Raw genomic sequence first — 26,307 nt, forward strand, 5'->3', positions numbered from 1 at the left:
TAGGGTGCCCGGCATGAGGTTCGATCAGCACACGCTCGTGCTGCTGGTGCGGCCGCCGGACGCTCCCCAACTGAGCCCCGAGGAGGCCGACGCCCTGCAGGACGCCCACCTGGCATTCCGCGCCGACCTGCGCGACCGGGGCTACCTGATCGGCGGCGGCCCGCTCGTCGGCCAGGACGACGAGCGGCTGCGCGGCATCTCGGTCATGACGGTCGACCCCGAGACCGCGCGCGAGCTGTGCAGCGCCGACCCTGCCGTCCGCGCGGGCCGACTCGCCGTGCAGGTCATGACGTGGATGGTCCCGGCCGGCAACGTCACCTTTCACGACGTGCCGGCGCCCCGCTCGATGGCCGAGGCCGAAGCCGGCGACTGACGCGGCGGCTCGATCATGCTCTCGAAGGGCAGTTCGGGCACGGCGCGAAGGGTTGAGACGGCCGGGACCCCGGCCCAGCGCCGCAGGGTGGCGGTCGCCTCGGCGGCGTTCTCCGGGGTCAGGCGCGCGATGGAGGCGCCGTGGTTCGCGCCCGGCGCCACGTACAGGGCCGAGTCGTGCCGGCTCGGCGTGAAGCGCTCGGCGCCCCACGGGTCGTTCTCGCCGTAGACGAACATCATCCGCTTCGAGGCCGTCCGCACCCACAGGTCGACGTCGATCATCGGGAACGGGTTGTGCCGGGAACGCAGCTCGGCCGGCAGCGACGAGTTGGCCGTGTAGAGCCCGGGGTAACGCCGCAGGTCACGCAGGTGCGCGAACTTCAGCGACGGCCAGCCGAGCTGGTTCGCCGCCTGGTAGAAGTACGGCCAGTACGGTTCGAGGCCCTGATCGGTGTAGAACGAGAAGCCGGTCACGTCGTCGATCCAGGTGAACAGCTCGTCGTCGGTGGCCGTCGCCGGGGGCACTGTCGCGCAGTCCGCGGCCAGCCTGTACTGCCAGAACGCCCACGCGGTGTCCAGCACGGTCATCTCGAACGCCCGGTCGGCCGTCCCCAACGTGCGGGTGAAGGTGTAGCCGGACGCTTCGAGCCGGGGCACCAGCCGCGCGCGCCGTTTCAGAGCTTCCCGCTGTACGCCGTCGAGCGCGCTGCGGCAGGCCTGGTCACCGACCGTGGCGAAGAACCGGTCGTACGCGCCGTCGAGGTCGTTGATCGCGTCGTTGGGCGCCACGTACGCCACCACGCCGTCGACGTCGCCGGGATAGAACCGCCGGTGGTAGACCGACGTCATGCCGCCCTTGCTGCCACCGGTCTGGATCCACTTGGCCGAATAGATCGTCTTGAGCGCCGAGACGATCCGGTGCTCGTCGGTCGCTTCCTGCCAGATGGTCAGGTCGTCCCAGTCGGCGGGCGCGGGCCGCGACGGGGTGAAGAACCGGTGCTCGACCGACACCTGGTTGGCGTCGAGCAGCCGGGTCGGCTCGGTGCGCCCCGGCTGCGGGTTCGCGGCCAGCCCGTAACCGCTGGTGGACAGCACGACCGGGGCGTCGAGCGAGCGGTGCAGCAGGGTGAGCCGCTGCTCGTACGAACCCCGGCCGGGATGCTTGTGGTCGGCGGGCTGGCGGTACGTCAGCACGAAGAACCGGTAGCCGGTGGGCTGGGTCTCCGAGACCACCGTCAGCCCGGGTATCGCTCGGAGCCGGTCGAGCAGGTCGTCGGCCGCGACGGCCGGCACAGCGGGCAGGAGCAGAGCCAGGACGGAGCCGAGGACCACCAGCAGTCGACGCATTGACGCATATTAATCGACATTCATTACCGGCGGGAAGACGCCTTCTCCGCCGCCGGCCTCACGCCCGGCCCGCGGTCAGGTCCAGGGCGATGTCGACGATCAGGTCCTCCTGACCGCCGACCAGGCCGCGCTTGCCGACCTCGACCAGGATCGTGCGGACGTCGACGTTGTAGCGTTCGGCCGCGACCTCGGCGTGCCGCAGGAACGAGCTGTAGACACCGGCGTACCCGAGGGTCAGCGTCTCGCGGTCCACCCGCACGGGCCTGTCCTGCAGCGGGCGCACCAGGTCCTCGGCCGCGTCCTGCAGGGCGAACAGGTCGCAGTTGTGCTGCCAGCCCTTGAGGTTGGCGACGGCCACGAACGGCTCGATCGGGCAGTTGCCGGCCCCGGCGCCCTGACCGGCCAGGGAGGCGTCGACCCGATAGACCCCCTCCTCGACGGCGATCATCGAGTTGGCCACCGACAGCGACAGGTTCTCGTGGGCGTGGATGCCGATCTCGGTCGCCGGGTCGAGCACCTCGCGGTAGGCGCGGACGCGGTCGCGGACGCCGTCCATCATGAGGCGGCCGCCCGAGTCGGTGACGTAGACGCAGTGCGCGCCGTACGACTCCATCAGCTTCGCCTGCCCGGCCAGCACGCCGGGCGGGGCCATGTGGCTCATCATCAGGAACCCGGACACGTCCATGCCCAGCTCACGGGCCGTGGCGATGTGCTGCGCGGAGACGTCGGCCTCGGTGCAGTGGGTGGCGATCCGCACCGAACGCACACCCAGCGCGTACGCCTGCTTGAGCTCGGCGATCGTGCCGATGCCGGGCAGCAGCAGCGTGGTCAGGCGCGCGTTGCTGATGTTGGCGGCGGCCACCTCCAGCCACTGCCAGTCGGTGTGGGAGCCGGGACCGTAGTTGAGGCTGCCGCCGGCCAGGCCGTCGCCGTGCGAGACCTCGATGCCGTCGACACCGGCCGCGTCCAGCGCGCCGACGATCTTGGCGACCGAGTCGAGCTCCATGCGGTGCCGCACGGCGTGCATGCCGTCCCGCAGGGTCACGTCCTGAATGAACAGCTTCGTCGTCACGCTTGAGCCTCCTGGGCGTGCTCTCCTGGCCCCACGACCGCTTCACTCACTCCGGTGCAGTCGATCACGCTGAGCCTTTCCGCCGCGGCGATGGCGGCCGAGGTCATGATGTCGAGATTCCCCGCGTACGCGGGCAGGTAGTGCGCGGCCCCCTCGACCTCGAGGAACACCGACACCTGGTGGGTCACCGGCGCGTCACCGGCCAGCGTGTGCACCGGCTGCCCCTCGGGGATCGCGGTGAGCTGCACCTGCTGCTTGAGCCGATACCCCGGCACGTACCCGGACACGACCTTGACCATCGCCTCGACCGAAGCCTTGATCTGCTCGCGGGTGTCGGCGGAGGGCGCGTTCACCAGGCACAGCACGGTGTCCCGCATGATCAGCGGCGGGTCGGCCGGGTTGAGCACGATGATCGCCTTGCCGCGGGTGGCCCCGCCGACCTCCTCGATCGCGTGCGCGGTGGTCTCGGTGAACTCGTCGATGTTGGCCCGCGTGCCCGGCCCGGCCGACTTCGACGCGATCGAGGCGACGATTTCCGCGTACGGCACCGGGGCGACCTTCGCCACGGCGGCCACGATCGGAATCGTCGCCTGGCCGCCGCAGGTCACCATGTTGATGTTGCGAATGTCGCCGGCCGCCAGGCGCTCGTCCAGGTTGACCGCGGGCACCACGAACGGTCCGATCGCCGCCGGGGTCAGATCAACCAGGATCTTCCCGTACGGCTCGAGCTTGGCAGCGTTCGCCATGTGCGCCCCGGCCGACGTGGCATCAAAGATGATCTCGATGTCGTCGAAGCCCTCCATCGCGATCAGGCCGTCGACTCCCTCGGCAGTCGTCGCCACCCCGAGCCGGCCCGCGCGGGCGAGCCCGTCGGAGGCCGGGTCGATGCCGACCATCGCGGCTATCTCCAGCTTCTCCGAGAGCCGCAGGATCTTGATCATCAGGTCGGTGCCGATGTTGCCCGACCCGATCACTGCCACCTTGGTCGCCATCAGGCCTCCCGGACGCTGGTCACGGCCGCCCGGATCGCGGGCCGCGTCGTCGTTGTCATCAGCCCGTTCCGAGCGGCCGACAGGCCCTCAAGCCGCGTCTTCGTCGGGTCCGCCGGCCGCATTCCGGCGCGCACAGTCGTCGTCATCAGGCTTCCCCGAAGGTCGTCGCCACGGCGCCGAGCCCGGTCAGCGTGGCGGAGACGCGCATGCCCGGCTTGACCGGAACCATCGGCCCGAGCGCGCCGGAGAGCACGACCTGCCCGGCCCGCAGCGGGTCGCCGTGGTCGCGGGCGGCCTTGGCCAGCCACTCCAGGGCGATCAGCGGGTCGCCGAGGCAGGCCGCGCCCGAGCCCTTGGACACGACCTCGCCGTCGACGGTCATCTCCATCTGCACGTCGACCGGGTCGACCTCGTCGAGCGTCCGGCGGGCCGGGCCGAGCACGAACAGGCCGCTCGACGCGTTGTCGGCGATCGTGTCGGCGATGCTGATGTCCCAGCCCGCGACCCGGCTGTCGACGATCTCGAGCGCGGGCGCTGCCACCTCCACCGCGGCCCGGACGTCCTCGGCCGTGAAATCGCCGGTCAGGTCGGCCTTGAGCAGGAAGGCGACCTCGGCCTCGATGCGCGGCTGCAGCAGCCCCGCCACCGGCACCACGTCGAGGGCGCTGACGTCCATGTCGTCGAAGAGCACGCCGAAGTCGGGCTGGTCGACGCCGAGCTGCTTCTGCACGGCGGGCGAGGTCAGGCCGATCTTGTGCCCGACGACGCGGGCCGTCTTCTCCCGCAGCGTGGTCTGTTCGCGCTGGACGGCGTACGCCGCCGCGATGTCGTCGGCGCCGATCAGGTCACGGACCGGCGGGCACGGTGTCCCCGTGCGGGCCGCGTCGAGCAGGCGCTGGGCCGCTGGCGATGTCATGCCTGTGACGATGCCTTCCGCGGGCCGGTTTGTCCTAGGAAAAAGTTCCGCTATCCGGAACACGCCGAAAGAGCGCGACACGCGGAGGGGCGCCGCACGGCACACGGTACGGGCGGCCCGGCACACGGAGGGGTGGGGCGGCTACGCGGAGCGGCGGGCCAGTGTCAGCGCGATCTCGGCCGCCGCCGCCCGCACCGCCGCGCCGTGTTTGCGGGGCTGGAAGCGGGTCACCGGCCCGGCCACGCTGATCGCCGCCACGGCCAGGTCGTCCGCGCCGAGCACGGGCGCTCCCACACACACGATGCCGACCGCCGACTCCTCCGCCTCGTACGCCAGTCCGGTCTCCGCCGCCTCGTCGAGCTGACGCCGCAGCAGCTCGGCCGACGTCACAGTCCTCGGAGCGAGCCGCGCCAGGGGTTTCGAGAGCACCTCCCCCCGTACGGGATCAGGCGCGAAAGCCAGAAGGGCCTTGCCGATCGCCGTGGCGTGCAGCGGCAACCGGCCCCCCAGCCGCGACGGCGCACGCGCCTGCCGGTGACCGCCGATCTTCGCCACGTAGACGACCTCGGCACCCTCGCGCCGGCCCAGGTGCACCGTCTCGTGCGTACGCTCGTAAAGGTCTTCCAGGAACGGCGTGGCGACCTCGATCAGGCTGCGCTCGACCGAGGCCCGCATGCCCAGCGCGAACAGGTGCCCGCTGAGGTGGAACTTGCCGTCGACCCGGTCGAGCAGCCGCGCCTCGACCATCTCGCCGCTCAGCCGGTGCAGGGTGGCCTTGGCCAGGCCGGTCCGCCGCTGCAGCTCGGCGAACCCGACCCCGCGATCGTCGGCCGTGAAGGCGTCCAGGATCAGCGTCACCTTCCCCACGACCGACATGAGCTCAGCTTATTCACCGGTTGACGTCGTAGTCCTTGATGCGTGTCTCGATCCTCTTCCCGCCGGTGAGCGTGATCGTGACCTCGGGGTTGGGCGAGCCGTTGTACCCGGAGTAGTCGATCAGCCGGCCCGCGATGGTGTCCGGGGTGCGCTTGGGCCACCAGGCCGTGAAGTAGCCGATGTCGCCGATCAGGCGAATGTTTCAGGCGTTTCCAGAGCCTTCCGCGTGCGCTCGTCAGCCGGCACCAGCACGCGAAGGCGCAGCCACGGAGCGTGAGAAGGCCGGCTCTGCACCAGCAACAGGGCCAGCGGGCCCAGCGTCCGGTGCGGGATCACCTTGCGCGTCGGTTCGAGCGCCCGCACGTCGTGGCGCTCCCACCACGTACGGAAAAAACCGCTCTCGACCTTGAGCTCTTCGACCAGGGAGACGTAGCCGGGATCGCCGGGGTGGCGGGCGAACTCGGCCCGGAAGTCGAGCAGATTGGCCAGGGCCGTCTGCTGCCAGCCCTCGGCGCTCTCGTCCCACTGCCCGCCGGTGAACAGCCACCGCAGCAGGTTGCCGGGCGAGGCCAGCAGGTCGGCGGCCCGGTTGGCGGCCAGCACGTCGAAGCGCGGCCCGAGCACGAACGCGGGATGCGGCAGCAGACCCTGGACCAGCGCGGCGGTCTGCTCGTCGACGTCCGCGCCCGAGGTGGGTGGGGGCTCGACGCCGGCCAGGACGAACAGGTGCTCACGCTCGGACACCGACAGTTCCAGAGCCCGGCTCAACGACAGCAGCACCTGCTCGGACGGGGTGACATCGCGGCCCTGTTCGAGCCAGGTGTACCAGGACAGCCCCACACCGGAACGCTGCGCGACCTCCTCACGCCGCAACCCGGGCGTACGGCGGCGGCTCGTGTCCCCCTCGGGCGGAGGCAGCGCGGCCCGGCGCGTCCGGAGGAAGTCAGCCAGCTCTCGGCGGCACGCGGCCGAGGGTGGTGGTCGGAGTCCCACGATCAACCATCCTCTCCCGGCCGTCCGGTCCGAGGCCAATCATCGGTGGCGTGACAACTTGTCTGCTGCTGCACGGCGGCGCCGGTCCCGCGCCCATGCGACCCCTGGCCGAGTTGCTGCCCTCCCCCGTCCTCGTCCCGACCCATCCCGGGTTCGACGGCACCGACCGGCCCGCCGAGCTGGCGAGCATCCGTGACCTGGCCGCCCACTACGCCGGCCGAATCGACGACGACGTCACCGTGGTCGGCAACTCCATCGGCGGGTGGGTCGCGGCCGAGCTGGCCCTGCTCGGGGTGCCCGGGCTGCGCGGCGTGGTGCTGGTCAACGCCGTCGGGCTCGACGTGCCCGGGCATCCCGTGACCGACGTACGGGGTCTCACCCCGGAGGAGCTGGCGAAGCTGTCCTTCCACGATCCCGCGCGCGTCCCCGCCGACCCGTCACGGCAAGGGCCGGATGTGGCCGCGCTGGCCGCGTACACGGGGATGCGCATGACCGACCCCACCCTGCGGTCTCGGCTGAGCGGGGCGAAGGTGCCGGCGCACGTGATCTGGGGCGAGTCGGACGGCATCGTCACCGCGGACTACGGCCGGGCCTACGCCGAAGCCATCCCGGGCGCGACGTTCACGCTGCTGCCCGAGGCGGGACATCTGCCACAGCTGGAGGCCCCCGACCGGCTGGCGGCGCTCATCCGCGTTGTGGTAGCAGGCATCGGTGTGTCTACGCCAGTCCGTCGCGGCCCGCTCGTGGTGCAGCCGCTCGGGTGCGGAAACGCCGGCGGGGTCACCCGTCTCGGGTCGGAGGCCGGGGGCGGTTGTTGATGATGGCCGTGGCGCGCATGTGGGTTCGCTCGCCCTGGCTGCCGAGCAGTGCGAGAACTTCGGCCGGCTGGGTGCCGGCGGTGCCGAACCAGTGGGGTGCCCGTGTGTCGAACTCGGCGGCCTCGCCCGGTTTGAGCCGCATCTCCTGCTCGCCGAGAACCAGCCGCAGCTCACCGTTGAGGACGTACAGCCATTCGTAGCCGTCGTGGGTGGTCGGCTCGGGCACTGCCGGCGAGCTCTCGCCGGGCAGGATCAGTTTGTACGCCTGGATGCCGCCGGGCCTGCGGGTGAGCGGGATCAGCGTCTTGCCGTTGCGTGTCACGGGACGCAGGTGCACCCGGGCGTCGCCTGTGGGTGGCCCGCCGAGCAGTTCGTCGACCGAGACCGCATGCGCCTGGGCCAGAGCGAGGACCTGTTCGAGCGTGGGCAGGCGATGGCCCTTCTCCAGCCGGGACAGCGTGCTGATCGGGATACCGCTGGCCGCGGACAGGCCTGCGAGGGTCGCGCCGCCACGCTGCCGTAACGCTCGCAGGCGTGGAGCCAGGTTGCGCAGGGTCTCCTCGATCACGGTGGGCACGCTCGATTTTGACAGATCCGCAAAAGATCACCGGGCTGGACCAGATCTGCGGCCACGCTGGGCTCGTTCGGCGAAACGTCTGGAGTGAGAATGCGTATCTTCCTTACCGGCGCGACCGGCTACCTCGGTGGCGCCGTCGCCGCCCGCCTGGTCGCCGACGGCCACGAGGTTCGTGGTCTGGTCCGCAACCCCGCCTACGAGCCGCTGCTCACGCAGGCGGGCATCACCCCGGTACGCGGTACCCTCGACGACGCCGACCTGCTCGCCGCCGAGGCGATGAACGCTGATGGCGTGGTCAACGCGGCCGACAGCGACCACCGCGGCGCGGCCGAGACGTTCCTGCACGCTCTGCGCGGAACCGGTAAGCCGCTGGTGCACACCAGCGGATCCAGCGTCATCGGTGACGACGCGAAAGGCGACTACGCCACGACAGCGGTCCACGACGACGCCGAGCCGGTCGTCGCCGACTCCCACCCCATCCGGCAAGCCCGCTTCGCGATCGACACCATGCTCGTCGCGGCAGCCGCCGACGGGGTACGCACCGTCGTGCTGTGCAACTCGCTGACCTACGGCACGGGACGGCAACCGCGGCCGGACACCGTGCTCCTGCCACCGCTGATCGACCAGGCCCGTGCCAGCGGAGTCGTGCGCGTCGTCGGCCGAGGCCACAACCGCTGGTCGAACGTCCACATCGACGACGTGGCCGCGCTCTACTCCCGCGTCCTCACTGACCCCGCCGCGACCGGCTTCTACTTCGTCGAGGGCGGCGAGGCCTCGTTCGGCGAGATCGGCACCGCGATCGCCGACCGGCTCGGCCTGGGACCGGTCCAACCCTGGAGCCTCGACGAGGCATCGCAGCTCTGGGGGGAAGGGTTCGCCCGCTTCGCTCTCGGATCCAACAGCCGGGTACGAGCAACCCGGGCCCGGCAACTCGGCTGGACCCCGGCACACACCTCCATCGAGACCTGGATCCGCGACGAGATGAAGACCGACTGACAGCGTGCGCTCGGGGCTGTGAGGCAGGTCGACGCCTCCGGACCTGCAGGGCCGACATGATTCGACCTGGTGCGCAACGCACGAATCGAAGGAGCCTCGCCCGGCATCATCTTGGTCGTGGTAGCAGCATGAGGGGCTCGTTGTCATCGGTGCGTCCACGCCAGCCGTCATGGGCCGTCGGCGGTGTAGCGCCTCGGTGGCGGGGTAACGGTGATCCGTGTCCCTGAACAGGTTTCCGCTGAGAGCGTCGATTGCCGTCTCCGACATCGTGAGGGCGGCCGAGTTCTACGAGGGCAAGCTGGGATTGCAGGCGCTGTGGTCCGGTCCGAGCGCCACCGTCGTCGATGGTGGGCGCGTCTACGGCTCGGCGGGCCGGCCGGCGCTGAACGTCTACCAGTCGGCCACGGCCGGCAGGTCCCCCGCAACCCTGGTCACCTGGTACGTCGACGACCTGGATCAAGTCGTCGACGAACTCGCCGCGGCCGGGGTCGAGATCGTTCGCTACGACGGGCTCCAGCATGACGCGAGGGGCATCACCCCGCGCGCCGGCGGCGGCCGCATCGCGTGGTTGCGGGATCCGGACGGCAACATTCTGGCTCTCGAGTCCGACTTCTGACCGGGGCCCGACCGTTGGCCCGGACGCCGGTGATCCGGCTGGATGGACCTTCGACGACCATGGCGCCAACGCGGTCGGGTCGCGCCCGCGGACATCCGCTTCTCGCCGCCGACCGGGCCTCAGGTGACGCCGCGCTCGTACCCGTTGCGCGTTTCCCTCACCCTGAGGCGTATTACGGCTGGACAACCATGACCGCCACCATCTGCTCGCCCCGTCGCGAGCACGGTGATCACCACCCCGGCCGCCGGACGCGTCAAGGCCGTGACGGCCCGCTAACGGTCTTCCACCGACAAGATGCAGTCCTCGGACTACGCACCCACCACAACGCGCATACGGCGCAAGCCTACGGCGACTCGTCGGGCTTCGCGTCGGCTGACAGCCTGATCTCCCCACGTCGGCAACCACGTTGCGTGACGACCCGGCGGCCGGATATCCTTGATCAATTCACTCATTTGCCGAGTAGAGTGCACTCGATCAAGGCATGCGAGTTGAGGTTTGGAAAAGGGCACTCCGGCCGCCGAGATTTGCAGTAGACGGCATAGTTGGCGCTCCGCACTGCGTTCGCAAAATCGCCACCAAAGGGTTGCACGCCTTGTTGCCCTTGTCCAAGATCTGACAAATGGCCCCTTCGTGTGTTCGCGTAGGATACTGCGGCCGATCGGATCGGGCCGAGAGGAGCGTGCGCCCAGACTTACCTGCGCCGACCGCACTCTCGCCAGAAGGCCCTTAACCGAATTCAGGGAGTTTGCAATGGCGCACGGTAAGTTTCAAGAACGATCGCCTGGGCGCTTCGTTGTCGGAATTTGTGCAATCGTATTCATTGCAATATTCTCAGGCTACATTTCCTTATCAATGTACCGCGAGGCAAGGCCTCCTGCGCCGATTAGCGGGTTTGACGGTTCTGTAGAGATCGATGCCGGCGGCTATCCGGATGGCGCCACAACCAAATCCATTGAGCGGTCGTATATCGAAGTCGATATTTCAATGTACGACGACGCGCCCTTCCCGATTTCGCGTCAAACGGCCATCGCGCCAGAAGAGTTGATGAGCCGGAAAGTACGCATCAGCCTGACTTTGGGATACATTCCACCGGGCAGCGAAGTATCCATGCACCTGCGCGGAGATGCGCAACTCGTTCCGGAATCCATTGAGTACGGTAAGGGCTTCCAGGGAACGCGCACCATAACCGAGGACGGATCGACTTGGCAGGAGTTTGGGCCAGTGGTCGATCCCCCAACAGATGGCGAAACGAGTTATAGCATCATTGGCACCCTAGCTGCGTCGCCGATTGTGAGATCTGGCGCGGACTATGATGTCCGCCTGCCATCCTGTTCTGCCCCGTATCCGGGATGGGTGATCGGTGGAGGAAAACAGATTCCGAGCCTATCATGCAGCATCATTTTTGGCGAACTTAACGGTCAATTCGACCTCCTAAATGTTGCGCCGGAAGTTGAGAACCTGCCAACCCTGTCCTGGTCAGGTCGGCTTTTCGGCAAGGACCCCGCGCCCCAATTCAGGATACGGGATCGCTTGGCAGCAGATCGACTCGATCTATTTTTCTACCTTTCAAGCGGGCTACTCGGGATCACAGGGGCCGCGATTCTCGAAGCGCTGATAAGGATCGTGCTCTATTTGACTCAAAATCGAGGCATGCGCCCGAAGCCGTAGCAGTACGAGGTGGTCCCCCCAGGTTGATTGATCCGCACGGGTCACGTCTTCCAGGTCGGCCAGGTGGGCTCGCCGCTGCCCGGGGATGTCGGCGGTCCACCCTTCACAACGTCGCTGGGGACCTGGGCCGAGAACTATGCAGCAGGATCGCGTTGAAGTCCGCGGAGGCGGTCGTCTGACCGGGTCTTGGACGCCGACGGCCTCCCCAACACCGGGCCGTTTCGACAGCCGTTAGCCCTGCATTTCGTCTTTCTCCTGGATGAGGCGCCGCCCGCGACCTTCGCGGAGCCCGCCGTGACCGATCCTGAGGTCGAAGTCGCCGTGACCGATGGACGTCTGATCGCGACTCTGCCCCGCCTCGACTGGCCAGCGCGGCGGCCATAGTGACTGTCCGGATCTGCCGCCGTCCGTGCTTGACAGACCGTCAACGTCGGTTACGCCGTGTAAGTATTCTTCCGAAGCTATGGCGCGCGCTTGCGTCTATGAACGGATGCATGATGAAGTGATGCGCCAGAATGTGCGGATGAACGACGAAGAAGTGGTGGGATACCTACGCCGCTGCAACGAGGCGGACAACCATCGCTTTGCCGAGGTCGCGGGCCGCTTCGGCGAAGAGGCACTGCTGGACAGCCACCTGCCGATGCTCGACTTGATAGATGAACTCGCCCGGGAATGGCAAGTCATGGAGCCCGCCGACGAACGCTACGCCGGCCTTACGTATGCTTTGCGTGTTTTGGCGCGGGCCTACTTGAGCGACACCCAGAAGCCGCACTGATCTGCCGCGTCGAGGGCGTTGGTGGTCTTGCCGGCGGTGACGCACCGTAGGTTATGACTACTTCTTCTGTTTCGGAGCGTCCTGCGGTCGCCGTCGACGAGCGCATGCTGCGTGCGGCGGTGGCCGCGTACCTGGGCCGGTATCGCGGTGAGTCCCGCGTTCATACCGGCTCCGATCTCAAGGTGTTCTTGACCTGGTGCGCAGGTCAAGATCTTGATCCGCTGGGCCTCGGACGGGCCGAGATCGAACGGTATGTGCGCTGGTTGCAGGAAGTCCGCTGCTACCAGCCCTCCACCGTCTCACGCCGCTTGTCGGTCGTGGTCGGCTTCTACCGCGTGTGCGTCATCGACCAGCTCTTGGCGCACTCGCCGGCCGACTACGTCCGGCGCCCGCCGACGCCGACGGACTCACCGACGCTCGGACTTGGGCACCTACAGTTCGAGGCCCTGATCACGACCGCACGGCTGTCGGCCAACCGCAACGACTTCGCGTTGATCGCGATGCTCGGCCTGCTCGGACTTCGGATCTTCGAAGCCTGCGGTGCCAACATCGCCGACCTCGGCGAGGAGCACGGCCACCGTGTCCTGAAGATTCACGGCAAGGGCGACAAAACTGTGCTGGTTCCGCTGCCTCCCGCGGTCGCTCGGGCCATCGAGCGCGCCACAGAAGACCGCGAACATGGACCGATCCTGCGCAACACGCTCGGTCGGCGGATGGACCGGCACGCCGCGACCCGCCGGCTCATCAGCTGTCCGAGGCAGCCGGCATCCGGATGCCGCGAATGCACCCGCACATGCTGCGCCACACGTTCGTCACTACCATGCTGGACGCGGGCGTCAGCCTCCGCGACGTGCAGATCGCCGCCCGGCACGCCGACCCCAAGACCACGATGCGCTACGACCGGGCCCGTAAGAACCTCGACCGGCACCCCAACTACATCCTCGTCGCCTACATGGCCTCCGGCACCTGAACACCTCGAGGATCGGCGGCGATGCGCGGCGCGGTCGCCGCCTGCTCGTCATGCGGCTTTCTCACCCTGGTGGGCGGTCGTGTGACTTTCAGTCCCACCAGAAGGACCAGAGTGGCGTGTCGACCAGCCGCTCGGCGTAGGCGGTCAGACCCGGCGAGGGACCCTGCCAGATGTTGTCCGGGCAGAAGGCGAAATGCTCGGCCGCGACGCTGACAGCATGATCGATCGTGGTGGGCGGCGCCGCGATGCTGAGGTAGAGCTCGGCAAAACCGGCACCGACGACGACGGCCCCGAACCGTGTCTCCCACGAGCGCAACACGGCCGACAGCTCGGCGGTGTCGTTGGTGTAGTTGACCGCCCCCTGCCAACCCGCGACCGTGATCGCGTCACAGGGCCGGTCCGCGGCGACCAGGCCCAGCCGCAACCGCGGATTGCCCGCGAGCAACTCTGCCGCGCACTGATCCGCGTAGGCGCCCAGATCATGCCGGGCAGCCGCGGCGGCCGCCAGGCCCGGCCACTGCCGGCCGAACGGCGCGGTAACCGCGACGCGTTCCTGCGCCGAAAGGTTGTCGTCCCCGTGGGTCTCGGTGTACTGCGACCACCACCTGGCCAGAAGCTCCTCCGGATCGAAGGCCGACGGGCGGGATACGTCGGCCGGCCACAGCTCCCCGTCGTCCCACGGCCGCCGGTCGTCGCCGTGCAGGCTGTCCAGCAGCAGCGGCCACAGCCCGGAGTGTCGATGTGCCCGACGCAGATCGACCCACAACTGCGCCGTCGCGGGAGCCTCGCTGACCCACAACGCGGGCAGATCCTCGGACCCCTCGTTACCGTGCACCAGCCGACCGGCAGGAAGATCGACCGACAGCGCAGAGATCGCCGCCAGCCCGCGCGAGGCTCCAGAAGGCATAACCACGGCTGGCAGCATAAGGCGCTCGGAAGCCCTCCAGCCGCGCCGGACCAACCGCCGAAGACACCGCATCTCCTGGCCGAACCAGTCGCCGCCGAGCGTCACAGCCGGCGACGGAGACCGACTCGCGGACATGCCGATGTGAGTGCATCCGGGGGTGCCGGCTCGCCGGGTCGCTACTCGGACCTTCGGCGTAGGTGGCCGATAGTCGAGTATCTCAGCCGAGACCGAGCTCGGAGGGCTGCCACCGGCGAAGGCGGGTGCGAACCGGAGCGGATCGGCGGGTCGCAGTGCGAGGTCGGCGCGCGGCTCAAGCAGTGCCGATCTGTGGCCACCCGCTACGACAAGACCAGCAGATCATTCCACGCCACCGTCACCATCGCTGCACTACTACAATGGCTGAGACCCTTTGACGACACGCCCTAGCGTGGTCTTCACCTTTTGTCCGCGTCTCTGCCCCGGTGCGTCCGCTCGGCGAACACCTCGGCGGCGATCGCATAGCTGTCGAACGCTCGCGCCACCCCGGCGTACACGGCGATCTGGATGAAGGCTTCGACGATCTCCTCCGGGGTGACACCGTTGTTCAGCGCGATGCGCAACTGCCCGCGCAACGGTTCCAGAATGCCGAGCGAGGCCGCAATGGCGACCGAGACGAGCGCGCGGGTACGGGTGTCGATGATCTCCGTACGCGGCCAGGCGTCGCCGAACGCATGCTCGGTGGCAATCCGCTTGAAGTCAGCCGCGTTGGGCGGCTCTCCCTCACTCGCGCCGAGGAACCGCTCCAGGCGGAAGCCCAGCATCTTCTCGGCGGTGTCGAGGGCAGTCTCGTAGTCGGACACCGGATCTCCTAACAGTGGTCGCGGAGTGCGTGGCCCGCTGCTCCTGGAAGCTCTAGACAAAGTAGTATTGCGAGAGCGCTTAAGCGGGCGAAACGTAGCAATGGTCACGTCGTTCGAACTGGTCGTGACGGCGGCTAGTTCGTGGTCGAGCGGGCCGCTCTTGAGCGAAGCGAGCGGGCCGCTGGTCTACTTCCCGATGGTGTGGAGCCGATGTGACGAGGTCTCGGCGTGGGCCGCCCGTCTGACCGAGGATCACGCGCTGAACTGCTACGACCCACAGAGGGATCAGCTGTGGACGCCTTGGGGTCGCCCGTGGCGATTTGAGCTCACCTCGGCACAGGGCTACTCGTCTCGTGGCCCCGATCCGGACCGCGTCCGCGAAGTTGTGACGAGGATTTCCGCGGACAACTATTTCACCGTTCGTGGTCGTTCCGATGATTGGTACGTTCAGGTCGGATACGGAGAACGAGCAGATACCCGTCCCGGCTGGTATGCACTTGAACGCAGAGACGAGGTGCCCCCGGCGAACATTACCGGGCGGAAGTTACGAGCATCGACGATGTCATCGGAGCCTTCGTTGGCTTCCTCCAGGATGGCCCGACAATCCCGCACCCATTTCCATGGCGGCCATATACCGTTTGAGCCGCGTATTGTCCGCGCACTTACCTGCCGCTCGATAGCACGCGGCTCAGGCCGGTTGACCTGAGGTGACCGGCCGATGGGTGGGTTACGCGTAGAGCGCTGATCGGCGCGATCGAGGTCGCGGGGCAGAACCCGGCCTCGGCGCAGGCATCTGTATTGCCCTCGGAATGCGAGCGCCGCGCCTGAGTGTCGATGAGTCAGTCGGGATCGCAGTCGGTCATATCTGGACTATCGTCCGGCCAGTTTGGCCACGACCGGAGCGAGGACAGCGGCGACGTCTGCTCCGAACACGAAGTAGGAGAAGCCGATCTCCTCACGTCGCCTCAGGATCTCCTCAGCGGCCGCGGCGGGATCTGCCGGGAGGAAGGCCAGCGAGTCCGCAGCACGGATGGCGGCGGGATCTGTGTCCGGGCCTGCCATGAACGGAGCGACCGTGTCGCCGATCACCGGCACGTGCAACGCGAGTTCCACGCCGCGACGGTTGTCGAAGTCGCGCACCCGCTGCGTCGTTTCGGCCCGTGCCTCGATGTGCGGCATGACGAAGGTCACGGTGTCGGCGAGTTCCGCCGCCAATGCTTGCGCCTTCGGGCCGCCCACGGCCATCGCTACGGGGGTGCGCAGTTCAGAGCCGTCCAGTTCACGCAGGGACATGATCACATCACGTACCAGGCTCAGTCGCTGGTTCGCGGGCACCTGCGGCAAGCCCAGCTCGCGGAGTTGGTCGGCGAGCCCGGGCCGGCCGGTGCCGATGCCCATCTCGAAGCGGCCCCCGGTGAGCACGGTCAACGAATGCGCTTCCCACGCGGTGCTCCAGGCCGGCCGCACGGGAGACGCATACACCCAGCTACCCACTCGCAGATCGGTGATCGTTGCCGCGACGGCCAGCGCGGGACCCGGTGCCGGCTGCCACTGCGGCACGTCGGGCATCAGGATCGTGGAGTAGCCGGTATCCGCCAAGCCGCGCAGCTGGTCAAGCCATGTCGGCACATCGGACGTGATCGGAGCTACGACTCCGAACCGCAACCGTCTGGCCTGCCGTGTCGACGTATGCGTCATGATGATCCACCTTCCGGTCGCCGGCTCTCTGCCGAGCCCTCCACTGTTCTACGAACGGGCCGCTTCAGAACCGACACCAGACCATCCGGATCCGCCGCCGACAGGGCGCGGAGCCCCGCGGGACCGTCACGCTCCGTACTTTCCGGATCTGTTCACACGTCAGGTCTCGGGCACGAGCACGGCTCGGATGGCAACTGCGAGGTCGTCGCGTTGCTGCTCGGAAAGGCGGGCCTCGGTGCCGCGCTGATCCAGGTACTGGAAGATTCCCGGCCCGCGACGGTCGGCTGGCAGGTCCGGCATACGCGGCACGATGTGGAAGTGGACGTGCGCGAAGCCTTCCTTCTCGGCGAACTGCACCACGTAAGTCTTGACGCAGCCGGTGACCTTCCGCAGCGCTCGGGAAAGTCGTACCTGCCAGACTCCCAGTACCCCCGCCTCCTCATCGGTCAGGTCGGCGATCGAGGTCACGTGGCGTCGCGGGACCAGGACGAGCCATCCCGGCAGGGTGCTGTTGAAGTCGTGTGCCACCCGCCACCAGTCGTCGGCGGCGACCTGCTCGCGCGGCGGCAGGTCGTCGAACAATTCGTTGTTCCGGCATGTATAACAGCTCATGACTCGGACCGTATAAACAGCAGGCCACACTGTCATACCGCCGCCCATGCGTGGTGGTCCGGTGCCAGCCGGACCGGATTACCGAGGGCTGGCAGTGTTCCAGGCGTAGTCGAACCGATGTGGCTCGAGCCGCCACTCCCTCAGCACTGTCAAGAGCTCCGACTCGTCCACCGCGGCAGCACTTCGCAACCGAGCAGCTCCGATGTCGTAGTCGAATCCGTCGAGCAGCTCGGCGTCGTACTCCCAGTGCTCGACCCGGAAAGACCGGGCGGTGCTTCTGTGGGTCCATCGCTCGCCGTGAGCCTGTGCATCAGGTTCGACCTTGCCCGGCGTGATGTCGACGAAGGCACGTCGTCCCGAGTGGGTAGCAGGCACCTCGACCGCCAAACGCCTACCGAGTCGGAGCGCGGATAACTTGTCCAACGGCCAGGCGAATTCACCTGTCACGGTGATCCTCGATGAACATCGGCACGCCGTCAGCGTAGAGCAGGGCACCTTGGGATGTCCGGTGAGCATCCTCATCTGCCGCTGAGGGCGCGCGACGGCGCGAATACCAATGAACGTCACACCTTGGACCGTGTGCCGACGTCCGTGATCTCGCCGCTGCGAACGAGCTCGCGGATGGCAGTCGTCATCGCCCTGACGCCCGGCTCCGGCACGATCAGTTGATCGGACGCCCAGAAGTAGCTGCCGTGCGCGGCCTCGCCGCTCTCGCGCCACACCGCAAGAAGCCGCTCAACCTCGGCAACAGTGAAGATTGTCAACGACCAAGTAGAACCGTCGGGCAGATCGACGAAGACGTCGACGTTCGCCACGGATGCTGACGCATCTCCCTCGGGGGCGAGTAGAAATCGTGCCACAAACGTCGGTTCAGTCACCACGAGGTACGGGTCAGTGCCTGTCACGTCACCATTCTTCACGGTGAGCCGAACGGTACTGCTGATCGCTCCCAGTGTCGGACTGCCCGCCGCAGTCTGGTGCACTGATTTGCCGCCGATAATGCTCGAGAGGGCAAGGTGATTCACAGGCGTACTGCCAGCGGTGGATGCGGGAACCTGGCCCGACTCGAACGGTGCCGCCATCCTTGGGTTCAGTGACGCGCGCTTACCCGGCATCGCGCGCGTTGGGCAGGTCTGCTGGGTGAGCGTACGGCGATCGGCGACGTCAGGCGACTGGATGTCGGCGCGTTGTGTCGCTGACGCGCTCAACGCAAGATCACGTGCACTGTCGAGCCGCTGATCGTGCGCTCTGCGCGGCGGACCACTACGGCGAACGTCGTGATGTTGGCGGTGACCGCTGAGCCGTCGAGCTCGCTGGACGCAGCCTCGCGCCAGGGCCCTCTCGATGCTATTCGTAGCTGTTCGACCAGTCGTCGGGCAGTGCCTGCCGCATTGCGGCTATCCCCTCCGGCGAAGGCGCCCCGACCCACAACCACGTTCCTGGGTGCTCCAGCAGCACGGCCCCGGATGTCTCGAACCATCTCACCGGAGCGCCGGCCGACCACCACCAGGCCGGATAGTCCGGCAGCGGGAGTCGACGCAACCGCTGCTCCAGCAACACGAACGTTTCGTCCCGCGGCTGACAATTGATCCCGTACGGTGCGCCACCCATGACCCACTCCGACAGCACCATCTCCACGCAGGCCAGGGAGAATCGTTCGAGGAACGGATGCCAGGCCGTGACACCACGGAACACCACCGGCGGGTCAGCCTCACCCAACGCCGACAACGGAATACCCCATTGCGTGCATCCCTGGTTCTCCAGACGAAACACGAGCACACGACCGGTCTCGTCGAACTCGAGCTGGTGAGGAGTCAGCAGGACGTCTTGGCATCTGGTCAGGTCCGGACGTCGGCCCAGCAACGCGTATGCCGCGTGCACGGACGCCGGCAACGTCACTCCCAAACGAGCCTCCGCCTGCCCCAAGTCAACGTCGTCGTAGCCCTGGCCGGGAACGATGGGGCTCGCGTAGTTGGCTGCGAACAAGCGGATGAACCGCCACGCGCTGACGGCGTCGCGCACTCCCTGGGCCAGCTCCGCGGGCAGATCGAATTGCGCCTCCACGAGCCGACACCGTAGCGGGTGGCCCGCTCTCCGGCATACACGGAGCAACGCCAACGACCCGACGAACAACAGTCCTTTCGTATCCGGATCCGCCGCCGACTGCGCACCAGCGGGCGACAAACCGTTACAGGCGGCTGTCCCGATCGGGATATCCTCTCCGCGTGTCGCAGGCCAGGGTTTACCGCTACGTGGGGCCGGCCGAACTGCGCGGCGCGCAGGCAGGCGCCACTGCTGTCGCGATCACGACTCCCGATCTTCTCGCCGATTGGCTCAGCCGCCGAAACCCCGACGAGCTGGCCGAGCCGTTCACGTTCGTCGTGACACTGGACGGCTCGTTGAAGCTGGCGCCTCGCCGCAGCGAGCACGTGGCTCTCGCTGGCGGCGATATGGTCCTCGGCGCCGGCGAGATGACATTCGTGCAAGCCGGTGCCGGCTGGTGCGTAGCTGAGGTGACCAATCAGTCGACCGGATTCTGCCCGGATCCAGACTCGTGGCCGGTCGTCGCGGCTACCCTCGACAGTCTCGGCCTGTCTCATCCCGGGGGCTTCACCGATAAAGTGACCTTCCGTCTGTGTCCGAACTGCGCAGAGCGCAACATCGTGCGCGATGAAGACTTCACCTGCGCGATTTGCGACTGCACCTTACCGGCGCATTGGAACTTCGTTCCGGGTGACCGCCGATAGCATCCTCATTTGGCGCCGTCCGCGTGCGGGCACGGTGCACGTCGTCACAATTAGTGACCGATGGCCGTACTCGTCCCTCATGGAACCGCCGGGGAACTCGGGGTGAGAAGCCTTTTGCCTGCTCAGCGAGCTGTCGACCGCAACGCCTCTTCGTACTGGTGACGATCGAAGGTGAAGTCACGCAGTTCGCGGTAGTCCCAATCGCGATGTCCGGTGCGGTAGCCAGACCAGGTGACCGTGTCCTCGTCGACCGTGACCAGCGCGGTGAACGGCCAGCAGCCCCAGTCACCGCAGCCACACCCGAGCAGGACAGTGTCACCGTCGCCGAACCAGGAGAGGACTGGATTGCCGAGGTAGTGCCGACTCGGCCAGCGCACCTCCTCGCCCAGCAGGCCCGCGTAACTGCCCGCGAGGCCACGGCTTCCCTCGCGTCGGGCAAAAGGCAGCTCAGCCTTGCGCACCAAGTCGAGCAAAGAAACACCGCTGAGGTACGGCACAAGTGTCGGCCGCACCCCGACACCGAGCTCTTCCTCGACCGTGCGGAACTCCATATGTTCCATGGCTCAAGGCTAGGTCGTGCTACCCGACGTGGCCGGGCGGTCCTCGTCATCGCCACCCGATCCCTCCTTTGCGGTCAGCGCACACTGTTCTGCCGCCGTTGGTGCGAGGCGTGCGGCTGATGTCTGCCACGCTCGGTATCGAAAGCGACCGCGGTGCCTGGATACTGGGTACAGGCGCTGCGTGGCGCCTGCTACCGGCTAGGCGATCAACCCGATGTCGGCGGCCGGCGCCGGGCGCACGGACGGACGATGCGTGTGGCCGGGACGGGCTGACTTCGGCCGGCGCCGCGGCCGCGACGATTACCATTACAGTCGCATTCGTGAGCGCAGATCAGGGTCTTGTCCGGGTGTCCGATTCGTTCGGCGTACGCCGTGCCCGAACCGGATCGATCCTCGCCGATGACGGGGCGATCTATCAGGTCAAGTGGGATGACACCGGTGAGGAAGAGCTTGTCCCACGGGGAGTGGGCGTTCACGTCGCGACGAGGGGTTCGCTGCGTTTCCTGGCTCTGTCCGACTCCCGTTTGTTCCACGCTGTCTTCGCGCAAGAGCCCCTCGCGGTGGTTCTCCACCTGTTGGCCGAGTCGTCCGTCCCGCTGAAGGTGCGAGAGATCCGCGAGCGTCTGGCGGAGCTCGGTCTCCGGAACGAGACCTGGGCCCGGCACGGGCCTCGCGCGCTGGCGGTTCTGCCCAAGTGGCCAAATGTCGTCCGACGGCAGAAGGGTGACACTCTGGCCTACGCCTGGGTGGGGGACGACCTTCCCGAACTCCCGTCAGAGGCCGAGCCTGACCCGGAGCCGGCACCTACGCCCGTGCCTGTGTCGAAGCCCGCTCCTTCTGCCGCCAAGCCGATCGCGGCTGCGACACCGGTCGAACCGGCGGTGCCGTCCGCCGAGCGTCTTCGGCGCCAGATGAGCGCCGCGCGGAGCCTCGGCGAGGTCGCGCGCCTGCTTACGCTCCCGAGAGAGTTCGTGGCTGAGTTGTCACCGGAGGTGGTCGCCTCCGCTCTCCGCCGGGTCGCCGCTGAGGATCGGCTGGTCGCGGGCTTGCTCGACGCTCTGACCGCCTCCGGGCCGATCGGTGCGCTGACCGAGGAACTGGCGACGGCCCGGGCGGCGAATGCCGCACTTCAGAGCCGGGTCGATGAGCTGGAGGAGTGGTGGACGGCCCTCGAGCAGAGCACCGATCCGGGCGCCGCAATCCGTCAGCCGGGTAGCTGACAAGATTCTGATGCGCCGGGTATCGCGAGCAGGCAACCCTCTTGAGGGCGGAGAGAACATGATGGCGGGACCGGGGTCGTCGGGTTGCCGGATCGGATGCGTACGAGACGTCGGCGGTCAGTCGCGCGGCGGGCCGGCCAGGGTCGCGTAATGGTGGTGCAGCGCCCGGTGTGCCCGCTCGTCGCGGTCCTGCCATGCCTCCAGGACGGCTTCCGTGCTCAAAGCCCCCGAGCGCCGCCTTCCAACCGTCCGGGTGGACGACCATCGCGCCGGTGAGCCAGCCCATAGCCTTGGGCACGGTGAACTTGGCCAGCAGACCGCGGCCCGTCCGACGGTTGACCTCCTCGGCGGCGGCGCGCATCTCCTCTCGGTAGACCCGGCGGGCGTCTGAGTCCAGACCATCGCCCACGGCGAGGAGTGCTTTCCGTTGCCGGACGCGGAAGTGGGCGAACGCATCCTCGTGCCTGATCTCCAGCATCCGGCGGATCTCCAACCGGCCGCTGGCCGGCACGGCCAGCGCGGCAAGGTGACGCAGCGCCGTGCTCTCCGCGGCGGGCGTCAGCGCGGACAACACGCCTGCTGCGTCGTTGAACGCGGACTCCTCGTCCTCCGAAGCGAACAGGGGCACCGCCCGGCCACCGGCCAAGAGCCACGCACGGAGCGTTCGCTGCGCCAGTTCACGTCGCGAGATTTCGCCGCCGGCGCCGGCGAGGGAGGATCCGGCCACCTCGATGCTGCGCGGATCAGCGGTCAACTGCCGAGGCAGGAAGGTCACGATCCCCGCGCGGACCAGCGGAGCGAGGTCTGCCAATACCTCCACGGTGCGGACGAAAAGGTCGGGGTGCGGGGCAGGTCGAGCCTGCACTTGCGGGAACGTCTCGCGGATGGTTTCGATGATCCGCAACGCGTGGTGCTCGTCGTCGAACGGATCTTCGAGCACCACGTCGTGGGCATAGCAGAGCGGCCCCTTCAACTCCCGGTAGTCCGCGGAGAGTTGCCCAGGTAGCCGCTCGGCCCCGTAGTGCTGGCCATCCATGATCAGATTGAGTCGTCCGCTGCGCGGCACGTCGATCAGTTCGCGCCCTAACAGCGCGGCACGCAGGCGTCCTTCCGCCAGCGGCAGCGACCGGGCCCATCGCTGCGCGTTATCTGCCCACCCGCGATGCGCAAGGCTGATCGTGCGCGAGCCGCGCGAGCCGCAGCCCGGCAGATCAGAGCAGCGCGTACTCGACCGTCGATGACGCCGCGGCAGCGGCTTGCCAGGCCAGCAGCGTAGCCGCAGCGGCGGCAACGACGATGACGAGTCGTTTGACGGTACGCATGGTGAGCCCCCCCTTGAATCAGCGGCATAGCACGCCGCGACACTGTTCATCCTCGCTGGCAGATCCGACTGTCGGGAATGGTCCGTCCAGCCACATTGAGCTGTTCAACGTGAGAGCTGCCTACTGCGCCGGGCTGTCCCAAGGTCGCCGGCAACCGCACTCCGACACAGCCGCCTTTCCTCGCCTTCGTCGTTCCCGGCGGTCCTTGCACAATTCGACTGGTCAAGGAAGCTCATCCGAGATCAGGTGCGATCACCTGCCGCACAGTCATCGCTACGGAGAGTGGGCTCCCTTCGACGGGCTGACCTGCTCGTTTCCGCCGAAGCGGGCGGTCGGAAACTCCGAGTGCGCGCACCGTGGGTTCGGTAGGGTTCCCGCTCATGATCGAGTTGGTGCGGGAGCACACGATCCTGGCGGTGGTGGTCGGGTCGCGGGCGTACGGGCTCGCCGGGCCCGGCTCTGATCACGACCGGCGGGGTGTGTACGCGGCGCCGACGCGCTGGTTCTGGCGCCTGGCCAAGCCGCCCACCCATCTGGACGGGCCGGCCGCCGAGCAGTTCTCGTGGGAGGTCGAGCGGTTCTGCACCCTCGCGTTGCAGTCCAACCCGACAGTGCTGGAGGTGTTGTGGTCGCCGCTGGTCGAGCAGGCCACCGATGACGGCCGGCAGTTGCTGGCGATCCGGCGCGCGTTCCTGTCGCGGCGGGTGGCCGACACCTACGGCCGGTACGCCCAGGACCAGCTCGACCGGGTCGCCGCCCGGCGGCTACGGAGCGGGCAGACCAACCACAAGCAGGCCATGCACATGATCCGGCTGCTGTGCGCGGGGGTGCACGTGCTGCGCACCGGCGAAGTCCTGGTCGACGTGACGCCGCTGCGGGAGCGACTGCTCGCCGTGCGACGCGGGGAGGTGCCTTGGGAGCAGGTCGCCGCGTGGGCGGCCGAGTTGCTGGCCGACCTCGCCGACGCGGCGGCCGGAACCCGGCTGCCGCAGCAGCCGGACCGCGACGCGGTCGACGACTTCCTGATCGCGGTCCGGGAAAGGAACCTGGCATGACCCTCGACGCAGACCTGGACGAGATGTACGACCGGCCGATGGCCTTGCTGGTAGCTCGTCCCGCAACAAGCCTCATTCGGGTCAGAGACGGCGCGGTGCAACAGGCCTACCACGACCTTCTCGGCGTTTTGGCATAACGAGATCAGGTGCACGGAAGTAGCCGCTGACCGCGCGCTGGGACGGCATGGAATCGAGTATCGGAAGTCGGCACGAGTGCGTGCGGTGGCCGGACCGAGCTGTGGTTGACCGGATGTACGGGCCGTCGCCATCGGAGGCCGTTCTCGTCGTCTCGGCGTGCTACATAAGGGTGAGGCCCGCTGGTACAGGGCGTGTCGGATACGAGGTTGGTGTGCTTCACCGAGGGGAAGGGGTGGGCGGATGAGGGCGGTCGTGTACGACAGGTACGGGCATGCGGACGTGTTGCGCATCGAAGATCTTCCCAAGCCATCCCCTTCGGACCGGCAGGTGCTGGTCAAGGTCGCGGCGACATCGGTCAACCTCAGCGATTGGGAGACCCTGCGAGGTTCGCCGCTGTATTCGCGTATCGGTGGGCTTCGTACACCGGCGCGCCGGACGCTGGGTTCGGACATCGCCGGATGGGTCGACGCCGTCGGTCCGGCCGTCACCCAGTTCCGGCCCGGTGACGAGGTCTACGGCGACAACCTCATGCTCAAGGGCGGCTTCGCGGAGTACGCGATCGCCCCCGAGTCGGTGCTGGCGCACAAGCCCACGGCGCTGACCTTCGCCGAGGCGTCGACGGTTCCGCAGGCGGGCGTGATCGCGCAGCAGGGGACCGACGGCGCCGCGGCCGGGCAACGGATTGTGATCAACGGTGCCGGCGGCGGTTCCGGATCGTTCGCTATTCAGCTCGCCAAGCGTCTTGGCGCCGAGGTGACCGGAGTGGACAACGCGAGCAAGCTCGACTTCATGCGGTCGGTCGGCGCCGACAAGGTGATCGACTACCGTCGCGAGGACTTCACCCGCAGCGGTCCGTACGATCTCATCCTCGATCTGGTGGCGCATCGATCGGTGTTCGCCTACCGTCGGGCGCTTGCGCCGGGTGGTCGTTATCGGTGCGTTGGCGGATCGGTGCGCACGCTCCTGCGCGTCCTGACGATCGGCTCGGTGGCCGGATGGCTCACCCGCCGGCGCCTCGGCGTGCTCGCGGTCAAGGAAGGCCCGGCGCACTTCGGGCCGGTCGCCGACCTCTGCGTAGCGGGTGACCTCGCCGTCCACATCGACCGCACCTTCACCCTCGACCAGGTCCCCGAGGCCCTGGCCCACGTAGGCGAGGGACGCGCCCGCGGCAAGGTCGTCGTGACAGTGACCTGACCGCCGCGCCTTGCCGCGTCCGGGGCAGGCGTACCCACAGCAACGGCGCGCCGAACATCGCCTGTACCGCCGTCCTGGGCCGTAACGACTATCCGGTTCTGCCGCTGTCCGTGGTCGGCCGGTCTCCGTCGCCCCGGTACGTGGTCGGCTGTGACCAGCGTCTCGTCGTGCCGGGAATGAACCTTCGCAGAGGTCGATCCGGCCGGTTGGGGGCGGATCTTTCGGATCCAGATGCAAGCTGCGATCATGTGCCAGGTGGTGCGCCTGCAACGACACTGGTCGACGGTCCTGGAACACGGCTTCACCGCTGACGGGACCTGCAATGACGAGACGTACGGTCGGCTACCGCCACTCCCGGAACATCTGTTCACCGGTGATTTTGACTGGCTCACTGCCGGCGCGGCGGGGCCCGACGCTCCCTACATGCAACCGTACGCGGTCCCGAAACCGGCCATGTACGAGCTGGACGACCGGCTGGCACGGTACGGCTTGTACCTCCCGGCCTCGTTCGTCACCTTCATGACCAGCACCACACTCCCACAGCGAATCCCCTCCCCCTTCGACGCCTGGCAAATGTCCGGACCTGCCCTCAGCCCAGTCGAAGAACACGGACGACTGCTGCGATTCATGAGCGATGCGCAGGGTGCTAACTGGGAGTCATACCTCTACCTCGCCGCTGACGGCACCTGCCCGGTACTCGGTAGCACCGGTCTGCCCACGCCGGAAATCGACGAGGAGCCAGAAGGACATCCCCCATGCACGCCGGCAGAGTTCGCCGAGGACATCTACTGGCTTGCGCCGGACTTCGAGCAATTCCTATATCGTTACTGGGTGGAGAACGTCATCTGGTCCCACCTTGTCGACCAAGAACGGCCCGCAGCCGAGCTACCACCCTTGGCCAGGAATTACTTCGCACTTCTTCAGGATGTGGATCGCCCTCCGCTTGATGTCTGGCCGGCACCGCTGACCTGGTTGATGAGAAATCCTGACCAGCTCGAACTGTGGTAAAGCGAATGAAACAAGTAGC

30 protein-coding genes are annotated in these 26,307 nt (G+C 67.7%); 14 read left to right on the forward strand and 16 right to left on the reverse strand.

Going from position 1 to position 26,307, the window contains the following annotated elements; genetic code table 11:
- The first annotated feature begins 13 nt into the window (after positions 1–13).
- Positions 14–373 (forward strand): YciI family protein, encoded by a 360-nt coding sequence (locus C8E87_RS04425; RefSeq protein ID WP_133871899.1) that lies wholly within the window; start codon positions 14–16, stop codon positions 371–373.
- Here the strand turns inward: C8E87_RS04425 and C8E87_RS04430 are convergent.
- The 6 genes from C8E87_RS04430 to C8E87_RS04455 all read right to left on the reverse strand — a co-directional run bounded on the left by C8E87_RS04430 (position 322) and on the right by C8E87_RS04455 (position 6,568).
- Entirely contained in the window at positions 322–1,719 is a 1,398-nt protein-coding gene (locus C8E87_RS04430) for a S28 family serine protease (RefSeq protein ID WP_133871900.1), read from the reverse strand. The genes C8E87_RS04425 and C8E87_RS04430 overlap by 52 nt on opposite strands.
- A gap of 58 nt (positions 1,720–1,777) precedes the next feature.
- The gene (dmpG, locus tag C8E87_RS04435; RefSeq protein WP_133871901.1) at positions 1,778–2,791 is read right to left on the reverse strand and encodes a 4-hydroxy-2-oxovalerate aldolase; all 1,014 of its coding nucleotides are present in this window, start codon (positions 2,789–2,791) and stop codon (positions 1,778–1,780) included.
- The gene (locus C8E87_RS04440; RefSeq protein WP_203720694.1) at positions 2,788–3,783 is read right to left on the reverse strand and encodes an acetaldehyde dehydrogenase (acetylating); all 996 of its coding nucleotides are present in this window, start codon (positions 3,781–3,783) and stop codon (positions 2,788–2,790) included. Before C8E87_RS04440 ends, dmpG begins: the two co-directional genes overlap by 4 nt.
- A gap of 145 nt (positions 3,784–3,928) precedes the next feature.
- A complete protein-coding gene (locus C8E87_RS04445) occupies positions 3,929–4,699 on the reverse strand; it encodes a 2-keto-4-pentenoate hydratase (protein ID WP_133871902.1) in 771 nt (256 codons plus the stop codon).
- A 141-nt stretch (positions 4,700–4,840) separates the two neighbouring features.
- Positions 4,841–5,575 carry an IclR family transcriptional regulator gene (locus tag C8E87_RS04450; protein WP_133871903.1) on the reverse strand — a complete coding sequence of 245 codons (735 nt, stop codon included), beginning with the start codon at positions 5,573–5,575 and terminating at the stop codon, positions 4,841–4,843.
- A gap of 189 nt (positions 5,576–5,764) precedes the next feature.
- Positions 5,765–6,568, reverse strand: a complete 804-nt coding sequence (locus C8E87_RS04455) for a helix-turn-helix transcriptional regulator (RefSeq protein WP_166661078.1) — start codon at positions 6,566–6,568, stop codon at positions 5,765–5,767.
- A 50-nt stretch (positions 6,569–6,618) separates the two neighbouring features.
- Here C8E87_RS04455 and C8E87_RS04460 point away from each other — a divergent pair, with 50 nt between their 5' ends.
- Positions 6,619–7,386: an alpha/beta fold hydrolase gene (locus C8E87_RS04460; protein WP_239080278.1), complete on the forward strand. Its 768-nt coding sequence runs from the start codon at positions 6,619–6,621 to the stop codon at positions 7,384–7,386.
- Here C8E87_RS04460 and C8E87_RS04465 read toward each other — a convergent pair.
- Complete coding sequence (locus C8E87_RS04465) at positions 7,349–7,954, reverse strand: helix-turn-helix domain-containing protein (RefSeq protein ID WP_438866007.1); 606 nt, start codon at positions 7,952–7,954, stop codon at positions 7,349–7,351. The genes C8E87_RS04460 and C8E87_RS04465 overlap by 38 nt on opposite strands.
- A 99-nt stretch (positions 7,955–8,053) precedes the next feature.
- Here C8E87_RS04465 and C8E87_RS04470 point away from each other — a divergent pair, with 99 nt between their 5' ends.
- The 4 genes from C8E87_RS04470 to C8E87_RS04485 all read left to right on the forward strand — a co-directional run bounded on the left by C8E87_RS04470 (position 8,054) and on the right by C8E87_RS04485 (position 12,018).
- Positions 8,054–8,959 carry an NAD-dependent epimerase/dehydratase family protein gene (locus C8E87_RS04470; protein WP_133871906.1) on the forward strand — a complete coding sequence of 302 codons (906 nt, stop codon included), beginning with the start codon at positions 8,054–8,056 and terminating at the stop codon, positions 8,957–8,959.
- Positions 8,960–9,176: 217 nt separating this feature from the next.
- Positions 9,177–9,575 carry a VOC family protein gene (locus C8E87_RS04475; protein ID WP_133871907.1) on the forward strand — a complete coding sequence of 133 codons (399 nt, stop codon included), beginning with the start codon at positions 9,177–9,179 and terminating at the stop codon, positions 9,573–9,575.
- Between the two features lie 750 nt (positions 9,576–10,325).
- Entirely contained in the window at positions 10,326–11,243 is a 918-nt protein-coding gene (locus C8E87_RS04480) for a hypothetical protein (protein WP_133871908.1), read from the forward strand.
- A gap of 523 nt (positions 11,244–11,766) precedes the next feature.
- Entirely contained in the window at positions 11,767–12,018 is a 252-nt protein-coding gene (locus C8E87_RS04485; protein ID WP_133871909.1) for a hypothetical protein, read from the forward strand.
- A 431-nt stretch (positions 12,019–12,449) separates the two neighbouring features.
- Here the strand turns inward: C8E87_RS04485 and C8E87_RS44505 are convergent, their stop codons facing one another.
- Positions 12,450–12,698 (reverse strand): hypothetical protein, encoded by a 249-nt coding sequence (locus C8E87_RS44505; protein ID WP_203720693.1) that lies wholly within the window; start codon positions 12,696–12,698, stop codon positions 12,450–12,452.
- A gap of 68 nt (positions 12,699–12,766) precedes the next feature.
- Here C8E87_RS44505 and C8E87_RS44510 point away from each other — a divergent pair, with 68 nt between their 5' ends.
- Positions 12,767–12,988, forward strand: coding sequence for a tyrosine-type recombinase/integrase (locus C8E87_RS44510; protein ID WP_275409081.1), 222 nt, complete (start codon positions 12,767–12,769; stop codon positions 12,986–12,988).
- A gap of 88 nt (positions 12,989–13,076) precedes the next feature.
- Here the strand turns inward: C8E87_RS44510 and C8E87_RS04495 are convergent, their stop codons facing one another.
- From C8E87_RS04495 to C8E87_RS04530, 7 genes are all read right to left on the reverse strand, one after another.
- The gene (locus C8E87_RS04495; RefSeq protein ID WP_203720691.1) at positions 13,077–14,000 is read right to left on the reverse strand and encodes a DUF4253 domain-containing protein; all 924 of its coding nucleotides are present in this window, start codon (positions 13,998–14,000) and stop codon (positions 13,077–13,079) included.
- 329 nt (positions 14,001–14,329) lie between these two features.
- A complete protein-coding gene (locus tag C8E87_RS04500; RefSeq protein ID WP_203720690.1) occupies positions 14,330–14,734 on the reverse strand; it encodes a carboxymuconolactone decarboxylase family protein in 405 nt (134 codons plus the stop codon).
- Between the two features lie 870 nt (positions 14,735–15,604).
- Entirely contained in the window at positions 15,605–16,363 is a 759-nt protein-coding gene (locus C8E87_RS04510; protein ID WP_239080277.1) for an LLM class flavin-dependent oxidoreductase, read from the reverse strand.
- Positions 16,364–16,591: 228 nt separating this feature from the next.
- Positions 16,592–17,044 (reverse strand): HIT family protein, encoded by a 453-nt coding sequence (locus C8E87_RS04515; protein WP_133871911.1) that lies wholly within the window; start codon positions 17,042–17,044, stop codon positions 16,592–16,594.
- 78 nt (positions 17,045–17,122) lie between these two features.
- Positions 17,123–17,611, reverse strand: a complete 489-nt coding sequence (locus C8E87_RS04520; protein ID WP_239080276.1) for a hypothetical protein — start codon at positions 17,609–17,611, stop codon at positions 17,123–17,125.
- Positions 17,608–18,252 (reverse strand): hypothetical protein, encoded by a 645-nt coding sequence (locus C8E87_RS45275; protein WP_239080275.1) that lies wholly within the window; start codon positions 18,250–18,252, stop codon positions 17,608–17,610. Before C8E87_RS45275 ends, C8E87_RS04520 begins: the two co-directional genes overlap by 4 nt.
- Positions 18,253–18,391: 139 nt before the next feature.
- Complete coding sequence (locus C8E87_RS04530) at positions 18,392–19,108, reverse strand: hypothetical protein (RefSeq protein WP_133871912.1); 717 nt, start codon at positions 19,106–19,108, stop codon at positions 18,392–18,394.
- 161 nt (positions 19,109–19,269) lie between these two features.
- Between C8E87_RS04530 and C8E87_RS04535 the strand changes: the two genes are divergently transcribed.
- Entirely contained in the window at positions 19,270–19,791 is a 522-nt protein-coding gene (locus C8E87_RS04535) for a hypothetical protein (protein ID WP_133871913.1), read from the forward strand.
- Positions 19,792–19,913: 122 nt separating this feature from the next.
- On the opposite strand, the gene C8E87_RS04540 is transcribed toward C8E87_RS04535, so the two are convergent.
- Entirely contained in the window at positions 19,914–20,351 is a 438-nt protein-coding gene (locus C8E87_RS04540; RefSeq protein ID WP_133871914.1) for a hypothetical protein, read from the reverse strand.
- A 119-nt stretch (positions 20,352–20,470) separates the two neighbouring features.
- Here C8E87_RS04540 and C8E87_RS04545 point away from each other — a divergent pair, with 119 nt between their 5' ends.
- From C8E87_RS04545 to C8E87_RS04565, 6 genes are all read left to right on the forward strand, one after another.
- Positions 20,471–21,571: a hypothetical protein gene (locus C8E87_RS04545; protein ID WP_133871915.1), complete on the forward strand. Its 1,101-nt coding sequence runs from the start codon at positions 20,471–20,473 to the stop codon at positions 21,569–21,571.
- Between the two features lie 427 nt (positions 21,572–21,998).
- Positions 21,999–22,577: a hypothetical protein gene (locus C8E87_RS04550; protein WP_133871916.1), complete on the forward strand. Its 579-nt coding sequence runs from the start codon at positions 21,999–22,001 to the stop codon at positions 22,575–22,577.
- A 696-nt stretch (positions 22,578–23,273) separates the two neighbouring features.
- Positions 23,274–23,948, forward strand: a complete 675-nt coding sequence (locus C8E87_RS04555) for a nucleotidyltransferase domain-containing protein (protein ID WP_133871917.1) — start codon at positions 23,274–23,276, stop codon at positions 23,946–23,948.
- Entirely contained in the window at positions 23,945–24,085 is a 141-nt protein-coding gene (locus C8E87_RS43490; RefSeq protein ID WP_166661079.1) for a hypothetical protein, read from the forward strand. The genes C8E87_RS04555 and C8E87_RS43490 overlap by 4 nt, the downstream gene beginning before the upstream one ends.
- A gap of 241 nt (positions 24,086–24,326) precedes the next feature.
- Positions 24,327–25,280 carry an NAD(P)-dependent alcohol dehydrogenase gene (locus tag C8E87_RS04560; protein WP_133871918.1) on the forward strand — a complete coding sequence of 318 codons (954 nt, stop codon included), beginning with the start codon at positions 24,327–24,329 and terminating at the stop codon, positions 25,278–25,280.
- A 246-nt stretch (positions 25,281–25,526) separates the two neighbouring features.
- Positions 25,527–26,288 (forward strand): hypothetical protein, encoded by a 762-nt coding sequence (locus C8E87_RS04565; protein ID WP_133871919.1) that lies wholly within the window; start codon positions 25,527–25,529, stop codon positions 26,286–26,288.
- The last annotated feature ends 19 nt before the right edge of the window (positions 26,289–26,307 follow it).

The organism is Paractinoplanes brasiliensis, assembly GCF_004362215.1.
Taxonomy (GTDB): domain Bacteria; phylum Actinomycetota; class Actinomycetes; order Mycobacteriales; family Micromonosporaceae; genus Actinoplanes; species Actinoplanes brasiliensis.